At 37.9% G+C, this 15,589-nt stretch carries 11 protein-coding genes; 3 read left to right on the forward strand and 8 right to left on the reverse strand.

What is annotated here, in order from left to right; translation table 11 throughout:
* A partial coding sequence (locus tag AC1DDX_RS16840; RefSeq protein ID WP_477622302.1) for an SDR family NAD(P)-dependent oxidoreductase occupies positions 1-642 on the reverse strand: 642 nt, incomplete at its 3' end.
* A gap of 166 nt (positions 643-808) precedes the next feature.
* Positions 809-988, reverse strand: a complete 180-nt coding sequence (locus tag AC1DDX_RS16845) for a histone H1 (RefSeq protein ID WP_068893411.1) — start codon at positions 986-988, stop codon at positions 809-811.
* Between the two features lie 421 nt (positions 989-1,409).
* Between AC1DDX_RS16845 and AC1DDX_RS16850 the strand changes: the two genes are divergently transcribed.
* Entirely contained in the window at positions 1,410-2,000 is a 591-nt protein-coding gene (locus tag AC1DDX_RS16850) for a DUF4142 domain-containing protein (protein ID WP_288879187.1), read from the forward strand.
* Positions 2,001-2,071: 71 nt separating this feature from the next.
* On the opposite strand, the gene AC1DDX_RS16855 is transcribed toward AC1DDX_RS16850, so the two are convergent.
* From AC1DDX_RS16855 to AC1DDX_RS16880, 6 genes are all read right to left on the reverse strand, one after another.
* The gene (locus tag AC1DDX_RS16855; protein ID WP_172660133.1) at positions 2,072-2,446 is read right to left on the reverse strand and encodes a hypothetical protein; all 375 of its coding nucleotides are present in this window, start codon (positions 2,444-2,446) and stop codon (positions 2,072-2,074) included.
* Positions 2,447-2,529: 83 nt separating this feature from the next.
* Positions 2,530-5,058: a TonB-dependent receptor gene (locus tag AC1DDX_RS16860; protein WP_477622303.1), complete on the reverse strand. Its 2,529-nt coding sequence runs from the start codon at positions 5,056-5,058 to the stop codon at positions 2,530-2,532.
* A 145-nt stretch (positions 5,059-5,203) separates the two neighbouring features.
* Complete coding sequence (locus AC1DDX_RS16865; protein ID WP_477622304.1) at positions 5,204-7,366, reverse strand: TonB-dependent receptor; 2,163 nt, start codon at positions 7,364-7,366, stop codon at positions 5,204-5,206.
* A gap of 59 nt (positions 7,367-7,425) precedes the next feature.
* Entirely contained in the window at positions 7,426-7,749 is a 324-nt protein-coding gene (locus tag AC1DDX_RS16870; protein WP_477622305.1) for a DUF6660 family protein, read from the reverse strand.
* 109 nt (positions 7,750-7,858) lie between these two features.
* Entirely contained in the window at positions 7,859-9,385 is a 1,527-nt protein-coding gene (locus AC1DDX_RS16875; protein ID WP_288879184.1) for a RagB/SusD family nutrient uptake outer membrane protein, read from the reverse strand.
* Positions 9,386-9,396: 11 nt separating this feature from the next.
* Complete coding sequence (locus AC1DDX_RS16880; protein WP_337716803.1) at positions 9,397-12,666, reverse strand: SusC/RagA family TonB-linked outer membrane protein; 3,270 nt, start codon at positions 12,664-12,666, stop codon at positions 9,397-9,399.
* A 307-nt stretch (positions 12,667-12,973) separates the two neighbouring features.
* Here AC1DDX_RS16880 and AC1DDX_RS16885 point away from each other — a divergent pair, with 307 nt between their 5' ends.
* Complete coding sequence (locus tag AC1DDX_RS16885) at positions 12,974-14,149, forward strand: YdcF family protein (RefSeq protein ID WP_477622306.1); 1,176 nt, start codon at positions 12,974-12,976, stop codon at positions 14,147-14,149.
* A 36-nt stretch (positions 14,150-14,185) separates the two neighbouring features.
* On the forward strand, positions 14,186-15,064 hold the full coding sequence (locus tag AC1DDX_RS16890; protein ID WP_288879181.1) for a hypothetical protein: 879 nt from the start codon (positions 14,186-14,188) through the stop codon (positions 15,062-15,064).
* Positions 15,065-15,589: the final 525 nt, after the last annotated feature.

Genomic DNA, 15,589 nt, shown 5'->3' on the forward strand with positions numbered 1-15,589 from the left:
GTATCTACCCCTATGATCCAGCTCTACAGTAAACAGGTTATTTGCCGTTTTAGATTGACCATACCCCTGCAAAGTTTCGTATTGACGATGTTCAAAGTTGGGGTCTTCAAAATCAAATGGTGCCATTTGATGTCCGAATGAAGACACATTGACCACTCTGGCGCCATTTGCCTGTTTTAATGCCGGCCAAAGTTTAGCGGTAAGCTGAAAATGTCCTAAATGGTTGGTGGCAAGCTGCGACTCATAACCGCGTAAATCGCGCTGAAGCGGCACCCACATAATGCCTGCATTGTTAATTAAAAGATGCAGCGGGCTATTGGTTTCGAGAAAATTCCTGGCAAAGGCATCAATGGATTCGGGATTCATCAGATCCAGATGTTCAACGGCAATGTTTTTTACTCCATCAAGATTTTTTTTGGCTTTAGCTACATCGCGGGCGGGGACGATTACTTTGGCCCCTGCTCTACTTAATAACTTAACTGTTTCTAAACCAATACCAGCATAGCCACCTGTTACAATAGCGATTTTTCCAGTGAGGTCGACTCCTTTAATTACATCATTGCTTGTTGATGTGGCATTAAACCCTGAACCAATGGGTTGTTGTAAAGAACGATTGTACTTGTTTGTTTCTTTTTGTTCCATCTTATTTGTTATTTATAACAACAAAATTAGATGGATATTGGCCGGTGTGTTTTGTTTAAAAGACCTAAATCTTTTGTTTTAAAGACCAATTGATCAGGAAAGTGTTTTCCACTATCCTGATCAATTGGATTGGGATGTAAATTGTATAATTTAAGATTGCAACAATCTATTTCCCTTGATTTTTCTTTTCAGTAATCTCTGTTCTGATCTCCTGGGCAAGCCCTTTAATCTCTTGTAAAGCTTTACGCACTCTGGTGCCGGCAGCACTGTTTCCAGCGTTATAAAATTTTTCTACGTCTGTCTCTACCGAGGCTACAACCTCTTTTAATTTTGCGAACTTGCTCATAATGTTTTTAAGTTAATTATTAATATTTATTAGTTTTCTGGCGTTGAATAGCTACTATTACCTATCCAACAATGTAAACATAGAAGAATAAAAATAAAGTCGCAAATAAATACTACTAAATTAGTATACTTTTTTTTATATTTGTTTATCAACAGCATTAATCGTTAAGATTATTCATGTTTTTACTTAAGGTTGAACCGTATGCTCAGTACGGTAAAAAGCGGGTTGTTTACTCATTGCAACCTGCTTTTTAAAGTTCCATGCTGCGAAGCACGAACAATACTCGTTTAATTTATATTTGGTTTTTAAAGGCTATCTGAAGAGATAGCCTTTACTTTAATCAACTAGTAAACAGACACTTTCCTAAACTTTTCAGAAAATGGGTTGTTGTTAAATATACATCTACATTTATCCAACAGCTATGAAGAATCCGATTAAACTAGCAATATTAATAACTACATGTTATGCAATTTTTATTGCGCCCAGTTCTGCGTCAGCTCAGCAAAACGATTCCATTACCGCCGATCAATTCTTACAACAAGCATCCATCAGTGGTATTAATGAAGTTTCTATGGGAAATCTGGGATTAAAAAGAGCACAAGACTCGAAAATTAAAGATTATGCTCAAGTCATTTTGAACGACCACATGGTTATTAATGCCGAGATAAAGGCTCTGGCAAAAAGAAAAAATATAAAACTACCAGATTCGATGAGCATCCCAATTAACAGCATGCAAACCAGGGTAGATACTGCCCTGAGTAGTCCATCTGTAAAACAAGCGGATACGTCTAAAAACAAAACTATAGTTGCAGATTCTGTTGAAGCGAATTTTGATTCTGGCTATATGCAAATGATGATCAAAGATCATCAGAAAGCCATTGATTTGTTTACGCAAGGAAGCCAAAACAAGGATCCCGATATACAAACATTCTGCTTAAAATATCTACCTGTTTTGAAAAGGCATTTAGATGATGCAGCGAGTATTTCTAAGGAAATGCCGCTTAAGAAATAGTAGAGATCGGCATATAAAAAAGGCCCGCCACTATAGCGAGCCTTATGATAAGCTTAATTTATTTGCGTTTATTACCTGGTGCAATCAGCTGTCCAGGTAGCTCCATTATTAGAAACTAACACTTTTAAGGTACTGGCATTAATTGAAATACCAGTTACTCCACTTCCAACACTGACATAGTTGTTATCGCCAGATTTTTCAAACTTCACTCCCTTTATATCAGGAATATTATTGCCAAAGAAAAAATTGTAAGTATCTCCGACTTTACTCACTGTAACCTTTCCTTCTGAACTGGTTATTGTGTTGTCATCTTTTTGGTAAGAGATAGATCCTCTATAGGTTCCAACAAAGAAGTCTTTGTCTGCCGGATCTGTGTCTTTCTTACAGGCGATCATAACCGTCGTAGCGATTAAAAGTAAACTGAGAATTCTCATTGTCTTTTTCATAATATGATATTTTGATGTAACAGTCCTATTACAAAGGCCATGCCAACAGTGGCATTACAGCCTTGGCAAATGGCGCGGAACGATCAAAAAATACCGCCAGAGTTGCCAGCTGCAGCCTGTAACTGTTCGAAGTAATTGGTATTTCCAATATTTCTAACCCAGCCAAAAATGGAGATTTTATCTGATTTGAATCCAAGTCTTCCGTTCACTAATGTATAACCATCAACATTTAAGACTTTTGAAGGTGTTGGATTCGAAGAATATTCCGAACGATAACTAAGATCACCAGCGATAAAGAACCTACCATCTCTGGTGCCTACTTTACCAGGAGCGCTAAATTCAGCACCACCAGAAGCATTCCACTTAGATATACCTGGCAATCTTCCACCTGAAGCATCTTTAAAGGCTACTTGAGTTGCAGTACCATTAACAAGTTCTGTATGTCCTGTTTCTTCTAAAGGAAGTGGTGCATTGGTGAATTTTTTATATTTACCATCAAGGTAAGCAACAGCAGCATTTATAGACAAGAACCTTTCTAACTGATAACTTCCATCAACTTCCAAACCTTTTACATTCACTTTTTCTGCGTTTGCAAGATAACCTCTGTTTACACCTAGTTGTGGAGATTGGACGTTAGTTTGGTAATCTTTAATATCTGTATTAAAAGCTGTTACATTTACAATAGCACCTTTAAGAGGTTTTGTTTTTAAACCGAATTCATAATGCTGAACATATTCCGGTTTTACAACAGCAAGAGACAAGTCTGCTTCACCAGTACTGGTAGTTGGTAAACCTCCTACGTTCACACCAACTGGTTTATAAGCGGTAGAATAAGTTCCATAAACGTTCAACTTAGTTGTAGGGCGGTATGACAAGGTGATGTTACCAGACAAGTTATTGTTATCTGTGTTGATATTGAATTTTTGATTGGCATAAACAGCAGCTTTAAGCGCAAGCAAAGCAGGATCGGTAGTTTGAAGACCTCCATAAGTTGTTCTGTCGTAATCAACATCTTTCTTGTCGTAAGTAAACCTTAAACCAGGTAAAACGTGCAAGTGTTCTACAAACTCCCAATCGGCCTGCGCAAAAATAGCAGCACTTAAAGATTTGATAGTTGAATTGGTTTTGATACCGAAGCCATCTAACAGACCAGGTGTTGTATATCCTGCCTGAGCACCAGTTGCAGATGTTTGTACAAATCTCCATTGATCTTTACCCACCTCTTCAGTCTGCGATAAACCTTTCAAATTCTGAGCAAGTGCAAATACACCTATCACACCACTTACTTTCTCTGTGATATTTCCAGCATATCTAACCTCTTGCGAGTATTGATCATGGCGAGAGTTTCCTTGCGATTTAGTCAATGCCGACAATTCAGAGAAATCTCTGTCGTTTGTAGGATCCCAGTTCCAGAATCTCCAGGCAGTAGTAGATGTAAGTGTTCCATTTCCTATTTTATAATCCACGTTTAAAGAGATACCGCCAATTGACTGATCCTGTTTCCATGGTGTATTGGTATTGATCTTTCTTGAAAAAGGATCTATTTTAGGTTGCTCATATCCTAAATCAGAAACAATTTTGGCATACTGACGGTAAGCACTTCTTTCTGTAGCAGTTACACCAGCAATGACCAATGGGTAACCTGCCGGATGCTGAATGCTTACATCACTGCTTAACAAAATTTGTAATTTATCTGACGGGGTATAGTATAACTGGCCTTTAAACCCAAGGTTATTTTGACCACTGTATCTGCGTTCTTCGCTGGTATTAAAAATTGTACCATCTCTTTGCGTGCCTGAAATGGCCAACTTTGCGGCCAGATTTTTTGCTACTGCTCCAGAAACCGATGTTTTAGCTTGTATAAAGTTGTAATTTCCAACATTCAATTCAACTTTTGCAGTTGGAACCAGTGTTGGTTTTGTAGTGGTGATGTTGAAGGCACCTGCGGTTGTATTTTTACCAAACAAGGTACCTTGAGGGCCACGAAGGATTTCTATCTGCTCAATATCAAGAAAATCTGTAGATGTAGCAGCGGGACGTGCCTGATAAACTCCGTCTACGTAAAAACCTACCCCAGGATCAATACCGTCGTTGGTTAAACCAAATGTTGACCCTAATCCTCTGATATTAAGTGTAGTGTTTCTTGCATTTGAGGCGTATAGCTGTACAGAAGGCACCAGCTCTTTTAAACGGTTAACGTTAAAAGCTCCTGCGTTTTCGGCAGCCTGACCACCAATAACAGTAATTGCGATAGGCACATCTTGTAAAACTTCCGAACGTCTTCTTGAAGTCACAACGATTTCGTCAAGCTGTGCATTTTCAACCAGGGTTAACTCTAAAGGAGTATCCTGAAATTTCAGGATTTGAAAATCCTGGGCTTTGTAGCCTACTGAACTAATTTGAAGATAGAATGGAGGCTCTTGCTTTGTACTGATGCTGAATTCTCCTTTATCATTAGCAGATGTAGTTATTTTTGTACCTCTGATGAGCACAGTTGCATTTGGTACCGGAACGCCATTGGCACCCTTAATAACACCCGTTATTGTGCTTTGGGCAAAAGTAACGCTTGCCGTGAGTATAAGTGAAAAGAGAATAAGTAAACTTTTTTTCATGATTTTAAGATTGATTGTTTGGTTATACGCTTTGATTTTGTTTTGTTTAAAATGGTATTACTCAGGATAAAATTGCAAAGCAATGCCCTGCGGATGTTTTTTGACATCCCTTATTATTATATTAATGGAATTTGTGGGTGTTAGTTTACGCTGAGATTACAGCGCGCTGAATCAACAACAACAACATTCTAAAAGGAAATGCATTCCTTTTTCCAGTATAAATGGTATCAAACTTGGTTTGTCGGGTATTAGTGAAATTTTCAAAATTCACAAAAATGGAAAAGCGTTCCCATAATTTTTCAGCCATCAATCCTGCTGTCCAGTAGCTTTTACCTGTTGCACCGTCATTTAATCTTTGTTTACTGAAATAATAAGCCTCGGCACCAATTTTCCATTCATCCTCTACTTCGTACATGAGCACATTGTTGAGTCTATGTTTTGAAACCAGTGGATAAGCTGTACTGGTACTGCCAGTATGCTGATTTACATCGGCATAGGTATAGCCAATAAATAATTTGAAATCACTATAGGTGATCTTGGCATTGGTCTCCATCCCTTTAGTATCCAGATTTCCCTTTGGCTGCACATATTCCAAATTGCTCCCTGTAACTGCAGTAAGCAAAATCGGATTGTTGATTCGGGTATAAAAGAACATTTGGTTAATACTGAAGCCTACCTTATCTTCAAATAATGTAGTTCTATAATTGATGTCATAATTGGCACCATAAGAACGCTCTGCCTTGGTGGTGGTCACGTCAATTGGCAATACATTACGGAACTGGATTCTTTCTGCATCTTCTGTAAACACCGTTGGCGCTTTATAACCTAGTCCCCCACCTAAACGGGTCGAGAAATGTTCATTGATCTTCCATAGTCCAGAAATTCTGGGTAAAAAGAAAAATCCATATTCGTTATGGTAATCGCCCCTGACACCCGATTCAATACTAAAGCATTCTGACAAGTTCCAGGTATTTTGCACAAATGCACCAATGGTGTTGTAGTTGTAACTCCTTAGTGCAGCATTGCTGTTCTGGTCTTCTTTGAAGTGATCAGTCAGGAAGTTTACACCCGCTACCCAGTCTACTTTTTCTCCGTTGCGATTATAATTGGCTTCACTGTAAGTAGATACTTGTATGCCCGAAAACAGGTAGTTCGGCAGGCCAATGCTCCGGTCGTAATAACTCACGGAATTACGGACAACGAGTTTTTCCTGATTATTAAGTTTATGATCCAGTTCAAGCTGGGAACTGTAACGTCCGGTTTTATTCTCTTCAAAATAAGAATGGGCTACACTACCATTTCCTTTTACATATTCCAGGTCACCTCCTATCCTTTTTTCAGTCGTGGCATTGATTCCAGCCGAAAGTGTAGTTGCATCATTAAAATAAAAGAACAGTTTCGGATTTAAAGTAAAGCGGTCGAACTTAGGAATAGCGGTTAAACCAATATCCGAAGGATCATAAGCTGTTCCTTTGTTATAGGCTGCATAAACGGTAACACCGATTTTTTCGAACTTTTGGGCATAAAAGCCACTAGCATCTAATCCCAATGCAGATGTTCCATTCAACAGGAAGCTCAACTGGCGTTCTTCGGTTGGCTTTTTCGACACTAAATTAACCAATCCGGCTATCGCTCCACCGCCGTATAACGTTGATGATGAGCCTTTAATTACCTCCACCTGCTGTAGATCAAGCGGTGCGATTTGCAACAAGCCTAATCCACCCGAAAAACCTGAATATAAGGGAAAGCCATCCCTGATGATCTGGGTATATTTTCCATCCAATCCTTGTATACGGATGCTGGAATTACCGCTGGTAGCAGAGGTCTGCTGAGTTTGGATCCCTGTACTTTCAGCGAGCATCATTCGAATGTCTCCAGGTTTCATATTTCCTTTCTCATCAAGTTCTTCACCAGCAATTACCTCAACCCGTGTTGGGATGTTGTCAATTGTACGGCTGCTCCTGGTAGCGGAAACCACTACTTCGTCAAGTTCCTCCTCTTCCGCTGCCGCTTCAAGTAAAACCACTATGTCGGCAGTCTGATCAATCGGAAAAGTAAGGGTATCTGTCTTTGTTTTAAAACCTATGTAACTGAACTGGATGACCTGCGGGCCTACGGGAACATTGCTTAAAGCTACATGCCCATCAAATCCGGATACCGAACTAATAGCAGATCCAAGCAATTTCACACTTGCCCCAGCTAGTGGTTTATTTGTTTTCGCGTCTTTAACAAGCGCTTTATATGTATTTTGAGCATAGGCTGAAACTGTAAACAGCAACACAGCCAAAAGCACAATCAATTTTTTCATGATAAATTTGTAAATAAGATAATTCAATAATACTGGTCGGAAAGACCTCGGACAAGAAACTAGCTTAATTTAGGTGGTTGCCAGATTGGAGTAGATATAAGCGGAAGTTCAACCGGAAGATAAAACATATTGTGCTGCACTGCTTTAAATGGTACCGCGAAAGTAAAGGCAGAAAAACCAGTAAACGTAAAACCGATACAGGTGCCACAAACATAAAACGGCGAACAGTCCTTGCAGCAACTGTCTTCATTTTCCGCACAATGATGATCAACCTCTTTTTGAATGGTTTGATGGATATGGGCCTCATCTTCCGCCAATGCGCAACACGGCACCAATGTTAGTGTTAGCACAATGATCGATAAAAATAAGGCAATTAGCTTCACAGGGTAAAAGTAGAAAATTTCGGATGATATTAATCGTTGGGGTTACAAAAAATGGCGACTGAAATTCAGCCGCCATAATAATAAAACAGAAATAAAAAGATTCTAAATATTAATAGCCCGGGTTTTGGTACATCTTAACCGGATCTAATTTTACTTCATCAAAAGGAATTGGATAGTAACGATCTTTTGTGGTTACATTAGCTAGTTTTGCAATTCCATAAGAAGCCTGAGGTTTGGCTTTTAAATAAGTTACCAACTCAGCAGCAGTGAAATTTCTGATTAAATCAAACCATCTTTGATGCTCAAAAGCAAGTTCAACACGTCTTTCGTGTAAGATAGCCAACTTCATTGTCGGGAATTTTGCAGCATAAACAGGATCTGTTTTAGCAACAGCATAAAGCGGCCTGCCGGCTCTCGCTCTTACCATATCTAAATATTGTGTGGCCAAAGCATCATTTCCCTGAAGGTTAGCCACTTCCGCCAGCATTAAAATCACATCAGCATAACGCATCATTATCCAATCATTACCACCGTAACCATTAACAGATGCTGCAGCACTTGCATCACGAAATTTAGTGATAAACCAATCTTTCACGTTTGCATCGTTAGCATACTTTACCGAAAAATCCTTACGCAAATCTCCGGCTTCGTATTCATCAATCAAATCGAGCTTAACGTTACCACCAATACCTGTAGAAACTTTTAAAGAGTTAATCGTTTCTCCCCTTGCCTGATTGTTTGCCGCGATACTTGAACTGTAATTAAGATCACCTTGTTTATATGAAATCTGGAAGATTAATTCTTTACAAGTTGTTTTTTTAGTTACGTCGAAAACATCAGCATAAGGAATTTCAGATAAATTTCCGAAACCACGCATGTTGAATGCAGCTAACAAGTAAGTATTTGCACTGGCTAAATTTTCTGTTCTATTTGCAGGAAGTGTTGCTGCCATAGTTAAATAAACCTTACCTAAATATGCATTTATAGCTGCTTTTGAAGTTCGGCCAATACCAGCAACAGGTTGAAAGTTTGGCAAGTCGCTATTTAAAGCATCTTTTAAATCGGAAACGATTTGCGCATAAACATCGGCTTCAGGAACACGAAACGTGCTTGCTGCGATTTCATCAGTAGTTAAAAGGTGCTTGGTTACCAAAGGAACCGGCCCCCATTTTCTAACCAACTCAAAATACATAATTGCTCTGATGAATTTAGCTTCGGCACTGTAAATATTTTTGTTTGCGGCAGTAGTGAATGTAACCTTATCAAGGTTAGACAGAATAACGTTACTTCTGGTTATTGATTGATAAAGTGCCAGCCAATGTGCCTTTAAATATGAATTACTTGGCAACAAAGAGAAATCGTTAAACTGGAATGGTTCACCTGCATTACTCTGGTTATCGTTACGACCTGCATCATCAGAACGTTCATCAGTAAATAATCCGCTGTTTTCTCCCATGGTATTACTGCTTCTTAAAGATTGATATGCACCATTAACAGCAAGCAATACATCATTCTCTGTTTTAAAATAATTCTCAACCGTTATTGCGTTCGGATTAGTTTGTTGCAAAAATTCTTTTTTACATGAGCTTAAAGCGATAACGATGCCTAAAGCCGGAATTAAAATATGTTTTTTCATTTTCGTAAATTCTAGAAGGTAAGTTTAACACCAAGATTATATGCTCTTGCCAAAGGATAGTTTCCGTAATCAACACCTGGTGTTAAATTAGATCCTCCGCTGTAATCCACCTCAGGATTATAACCCTTATAGTCTGTAACGGTAAAGGCATTATCCACACTCGCATAAACACGAACATTATTTACCTTAAGCGTATTGGCTAAAGATTTAGGAAAGGTATAACCTAAGGTTATGTTGGTACATCTGAAATAAGAGCCATCTTGAATATAGAATGATGATAAGCGCGTACTATTACTTTGTGTACCTGCACGAGATGCACGATAGTTTAAGCCACTTCCCGGATTAGCTTCATTTCTGTAGCGATTTGCAACTTCTGCATATTGGTTACCTGAACCTTCGAAGTTATACAGGTAATAATCCTGACCATCTAAAACCTGATTACCATATGAACCGTTGAATGAAGCCCTTAAATCAATTGTTTTATAAGAGGTATTTAAAGCAAAACCGTAAGTGAATTTAGGATATGGCGTACCAATAACCGTTTTATCGGCATCGTTAACAATCCCGTTCCCATCAGTATCCTGAAAATACAAATCGCCGATTTTTGCAGGATTGGTCGCAGATGCAGAAGGTGCAACCTTACCAACATTATCTGCAGTTAAACGACCTAAGACCTTGAATCCGTAGAACATACCAACTGGTTGTCCTTGTTGTGTTATGTGTGTTAAATATGAACGTTCTGCACCGTTTGTTAAAATGGTACTTGCACCCCCCATATTTAAAACTTTATTACGATTTACGGCGATATTACCACTTAAACCAAATGTAAAGTCTTCTTTCTGAATAATCCTTCCATCAACCTGCACATCAAAACCTTTATTGCGGATTTTACTGTCGGCAAGGTTCGTTAAGATTGATGAAGTACCCGAAATTGCAGAAATCGATTGGTTAAACAATAAGTTATATGAGTAACTCAAATAATAGTTTGCGATAACAGATACACGATTTCTGAATAAACTGATATCAGTGCCAAAGTTATATTGAGAGGTGGATTCCCAACCTAGGTGACCATCTTGAATAGAACTAGGCCAGATTGCTGTTGAAATTGTATTTCCGAAAACTACACCACCTGGTGAATTCATTTCCTGTTGTGTTCTGTAGTTAGGAATGTTATTGTTGCCACTTAAACCCCAGCTCGCTCTGATCTTAACAATTGATTGCTCACCAAGAAAGTTATTGTAAAAATCTTCTTCTGACAAGCTCCATCCTGCTGCAACAGAAGGGAAATTACCATATTTATTTAAAGGGCCGAATCTTGAAGAACCATCGCGACGGAATGAACCTGTCAGAAAATATTTTCCTGCATAATTATAGTTGAAACGACCAAAATAGGAAAGTAAGGTATTGGTAGATTTGGCTGCATTATCTAAGGCAAAGAAACTTGCATCAGCGCCTTTATCTGTAATCTCGCCAATGTTATCATTTTGGAATCCCTTTGCTGAAACGCGGATCAGATCGCTGGTTGTTTTTTGAGCCGAGTAGCCTGCTAAAACATCAATTTTATGTTTACCAAAAGTTTTGTTGTAGTTTAAAGTAAACTCAGCCAGCTGGTCTATTTGTTTTAAGTTTTGTGCAATTGCTGTTGCTGCCGCCAAGGATGCTGTAGAATAAGGTGGGTTATTTCCATTGCTTAAACTTGTAGGCAAATAAAAATCATATTTCTCACTATAAGTCTGCATGCCCAAATTGGCTTTAAAGCTTAGGCCCTCAATTATTTTATAGGAAGCATTTGCATTGTAAGTGCTTCTATCACCATTTCTTGCCACTTTAACTTGGTTAACAGTTGCTAAAGGGTTTTCGGGATTTTGGATACCATAAACGGATGCTAATGAAGCCATACCAAACTGTATAGGGTTACCGTTGTCGTCTTTTGCCGGAAGGAAAGGCAAATATAATAAAGCCGACATCATTGGGCTTAAATCATAGCGACCTTCGCGAACTTCACGATTTTTGTTTTGGGTGTAAGACATATTTGCACCAACATGCAAACGTTCACTTACGTTCCCATCTATATTTGCCCTGAAATTGATTACCTTCTGGTTGGTGTTGGTTACAATACCATCATTGTCCTGATAACCACCACTCAGGAAATATTTGATGTCTTTATTCCCCCCTGAAAAAGAAAGATTATGACGTTGAAAAGCCGCATTTCTGTATAGTTCATCCTGCCAATCAGTATTGTATTTTGCAGGAATTGGCTGCTGGGTTGAGAAATTATATAAATCGGTAGGAATACTAACACTACTTCCATTACCTACATTGGCAATACGGGTTGCATTGTTATCACCAAACATGGAATCGTTCCAGGTTTTACCTGCATTTACCCATAGATCTTTGTAAGCATTATTTCTACCATCAATAAGGAGTTGAATAAATTGATTGGCATCTAATAAATCAATCTTTTTTGCCAGTTGGGAAACGCCTCCCTGAACATCATATTCAAAACGTCCTTTTCCATCCTGCCCCCTTTTGGTTGTTATTAAAACGACACCACCCGATGCTCTGGAACCATAAATAGCAGCTGAGGCCGCATCCTTCAAGATATCTATACTTTCGATATCCTCAGGATTTATGGAAACGTTATTCCCGGCAGGATACCCATCGATTACATATAAAGGATCTGAACTTGCATTGATTGAACCAATACCTCTTACTCTTATTTTTGTACCTGAATAAGGTGCACCACTTGTTTGAGATACCTGTACACCGGCAACTTTACCTACAAGGGCCTGCCCAACGGTTGCTGAAGTTAAGTTAAGCTCACTAGCTTTAACACTGCTAATAGCCCCTGTTACATCAGACTTTCTGATCTTTTGGTAACCAATCGCTACTACCTCATCCAGTATGTTAGTGCTTTCCTTTAATGAAATATTTAAGGTTCTTGCCCCATTTACCTGCACTTCCTGTGATTCGTAACCGATGAATGAAAAAACTAAAGTTGATCCTTCCTCAAGCGAAATCGAATATTTACCATTAACATCTGTAGAAGTAGATTTTTTGGTCTTTTTATCATAAACGCCTACACCTGGAAGTGGCAGTTGGTTATTATCGGTTACAATACCGCTTATGGTGAAAGTTGCTTTATTTTTGAGAACAGATGTATGAATACTATATCTGTTCGAAGCCATTATTGGCGAATTGAAAATTGCGAGTATTCCTACCGGAAAAAGCAATTTTCTACAAGTGTTTTTAATACCTGCATTGAAAAAAAATGATGTCATCTTTAGTTTTAGTAATAATTTTGAATAATTCCTGGTTTGAATGTTTAAAGAGCATGTAGAATCAGATTCACATAGGCAAATAACTTTAGTTTAAATAACAAGTTTATTTGAGTGCTTTAATTCAGTCAAAAGTATGTGTGTATTTTTAACACTATGTATCCCCAGTATTAAGTCTATGAGAAGGTTTTTAGGTAAAAACCTAAAAAATTATCATTAGAATCAGATTCCATTAAAATCAGCCCAACAGAATTAATACAGCCATAATGTTATATTAATGGCACTTATTTAGCTTGCGGAAATTTATTTCATGAGAATACTCGTTACCACTTTGCTATTTTGGTTATTTATATTTCAGACAAAAGCACAGCAAAATTCTGCAGATCAATCTTATCAGCTGATTATCGGAAAAAGTCAGTTATATAATCCTTATATTCAGTACAAAAGTTATTATTTGCTTACACTCATACAGGAGCTTCCTGATTTGAGAAAAGCAATAGCCGAAGATCAGGTGTTTCAGAAGCTGTTAAAGGACAAAAGCAATAATGCAGCTACTGCATTAAAAACCTGCGCACAAAATATTAGCTGTTATGCTGATGCAATGAAGTTTAGCGAGGCAGAAATTTTATTGGTTAACGAAAGACTTAGTACTTTATATAAAGAGGAAAATGTATTTGGTGAGGTTGCTAAAAACCATCTGTTACCATCAGGCTGCTACGGCTTGTTTCAGGATTTACCTGGCCAACAATTACTTATAAAAGCATGGGAACAGGACGCTAAAGCTCTTAATTATGCTATTGAGGTATATATTGAAGGTAAAAAACCTAATTATCCCAAAATAGATTCTATTGCTTTCAGCTCAAAGGATAAGGAATTTCCTACGTTCATTTCTTCAAATGTATCGCTCAATACAGGGCCTGATAAAAAGCTCTTTTTTGAGCCTTCAATGAATTTCGCATTAGGTGCACTTAAATTGAACAACCGTTTAGAAGCAGCGGATTATGAACCCATGAACACTGGTGTTAACCAATCTGCAATCGCAAAAATCAAAAAAACGAATTTCAAAAATTACAAATACAGCGTAATCTTAGTTCCAGGAGCCGGACCAGAAGATAGAGATACTGAGTTAAGTGCGGGTGGTATGATACGTTGTAGAATTGCAGCAATTCAGTATCATAAAGGCGTGGCGCCGTTTATAGTGGTATCAGGCGGAAGGGTTCATCCTTATAAAACCAAATATAGTGAGGCTTATGAGATGAAGAAATTCTTGGTAAGTACTTTACATATTCCTGAGAATTCAATTATTATGGAACCTCATGCCCGACATACCACAACCAATCTTCGTAATTGTATTCGTTTGATGTTTCGTTATGGGATGCCGATGGAAAAATTGGGATTGATTAGCACAATCAAATCAACTATTCCTTACATCTCGGGATTACTTTCTGACCGCTGTAAAAAAGATTTGGGTTATTATCCATATTAAATAGGACAAACGCTGAGCGATACGGATCCTTAGCTAATGAAACTTCTTAGTGCGACATTGATTACTGGATTGGTTATCTCTGTATTTAGTTATAAACCACTTTCGGGCACCATTACAAAATCTTTTACACTAGATTCCCTAGGAGCCTGTCAGGGAATATCCAATCAGGACGGAAAGTATTTTCTATACGGCGATCGCGAGATTGGCGTAATGCGGCAATATCATTTAAAAAATGATTCATTGATATACCGGCCTGAGGAGTATCATTTTACCATTAAAGGCGAAAATATAATTAAACATCCTACAGGTATTGCCTTTAGAAAAGGTATGCCAACTTTTATCGGAAACTCTGTACGTCAAAATGCTGAGGGAACTCTATGGAAAGCAATGATATATTCAATTGATTGGTCAAGGTTTCTAAAAAGCAAAACCTTAGACGGTAATTTATTGAAAACAATAGAGGATGATGCCTGTATACAAGGAACCAGACCAGAATACGTAGAGCATAAAGGAAAATGGTTTATGGCTACAGCTGATTACGGAAATAAGGCAAACGAAGTGCGCCTTTATGATGCTATTAAGCTTTCCAAAGCTGACAAAACAAGTGAAAAAGGATTATTGTATCATAAATTCACATGCTCTCCCTGGGTACAAAATCTTCATTTTATAGAAAGTAAAGGCATGCTGGTTCTTATTCAAAATCAAATTGAAGGTCGCAAATGGAGGTTAACTTTTGTAGACTTAAACAAATCGATCGTGAGCGGTCATGAAGAAGTTATTAAAGTTATCGATACAGATAAAACTGATGAACTTGAAGGATTCACTTTAACCGACGATCAGAACAAAGGAATTGCAGTTAGCTCTTCCAGGAAAAATAACATCAGCTTAATGGATATTAATTGGAGCAAAAGTTAAAGACACACAACTATTTAAGAGTTTAACACCCGATTTCTCAAGTCATTAGAAGGCAGCTCAAAAAGCGAAAAAGTGCCCTCACTTCTCTGATTTTACATTTTTCTGACCAATAAACAAAAAGACTACCAAATTAGTCGTATTTTTATTTATCTTTGCAGCCAATTAATTTATTATTCAACCCAATTGATGAAAGACATGCAAATATTTGTACGCTACCTACATTCTATTCCTATTTAACTTGTTAAGCTGATCCTGTTAATACAGTTTGGCTGACACATCTAATTCAATTTAAATTTTAACCATTCATAAGATATGCCATAAATGGCTATGGAATTCTTATGTCCAAAAACTCCCATTTATTCAAATGAARACAAAATTAACTATTCTATGTTTTTTGTTCTTCTTTCAATTCGTAAACGCGCAGCAGGACTATAAAGTGACCGGCCGTGTTGTTGAAAAAGGAACCAACCTTCCCCTACCCGGAGTAAATGTACTCATCAAAGGCTCTAAGGCAGGAACAAGTAC

The sequence above is a fragment of the Pedobacter sp. 10L46_2 genome (assembly GCF_056395165.1).

Excerpts from the sequence above, each read along its gene's own strand:
- AC1DDX_RS16850 (WP_288879187.1), top strand. The coding sequence starts at position 1,410 with ATGAAGAATCCGATTAAACTAGCAATATTAATAACTACATGTTATGCA.
- AC1DDX_RS16885 (WP_477622306.1), top strand. The coding sequence starts at position 12,974 with ATGAGAATACTCGTTACCACTTTGCTATTTTGGTTATTTATATTTCAG.
- AC1DDX_RS16890 (WP_288879181.1), top strand. The coding sequence starts at position 14,186 with ATGAAACTTCTTAGTGCGACATTGATTACTGGATTGGTTATCTCTGTA.
- AC1DDX_RS16845 (WP_068893411.1), bottom strand. The coding sequence starts at position 988 with ATGAGCAAGTTCGCAAAATTAAAAGAGGTTGTAGCCTCGGTAGAGACA.
- AC1DDX_RS16865 (WP_477622304.1), bottom strand. The coding sequence starts at position 7,366 with ATGAAAAAATTGATTGTGCTTTTGGCTGTGTTGCTGTTTACAGTTTCA.
- AC1DDX_RS16855 (WP_172660133.1), bottom strand. The coding sequence starts at position 2,446 with ATGAAAAAGACAATGAGAATTCTCAGTTTACTTTTAATCGCTACGACG.
- AC1DDX_RS16880 (WP_337716803.1), bottom strand. The coding sequence starts at position 12,666 with ATGACATCATTTTTTTTCAATGCAGGTATTAAAAACACTTGTAGAAAA.
- AC1DDX_RS16875 (WP_288879184.1), bottom strand. The coding sequence starts at position 9,385 with ATGAAAAAACATATTTTAATTCCGGCTTTAGGCATCGTTATCGCTTTA.
- AC1DDX_RS16860 (WP_477622303.1), bottom strand. The coding sequence starts at position 5,058 with ATGAAAAAAAGTTTACTTATTCTCTTTTCACTTATACTCACGGCAAGC.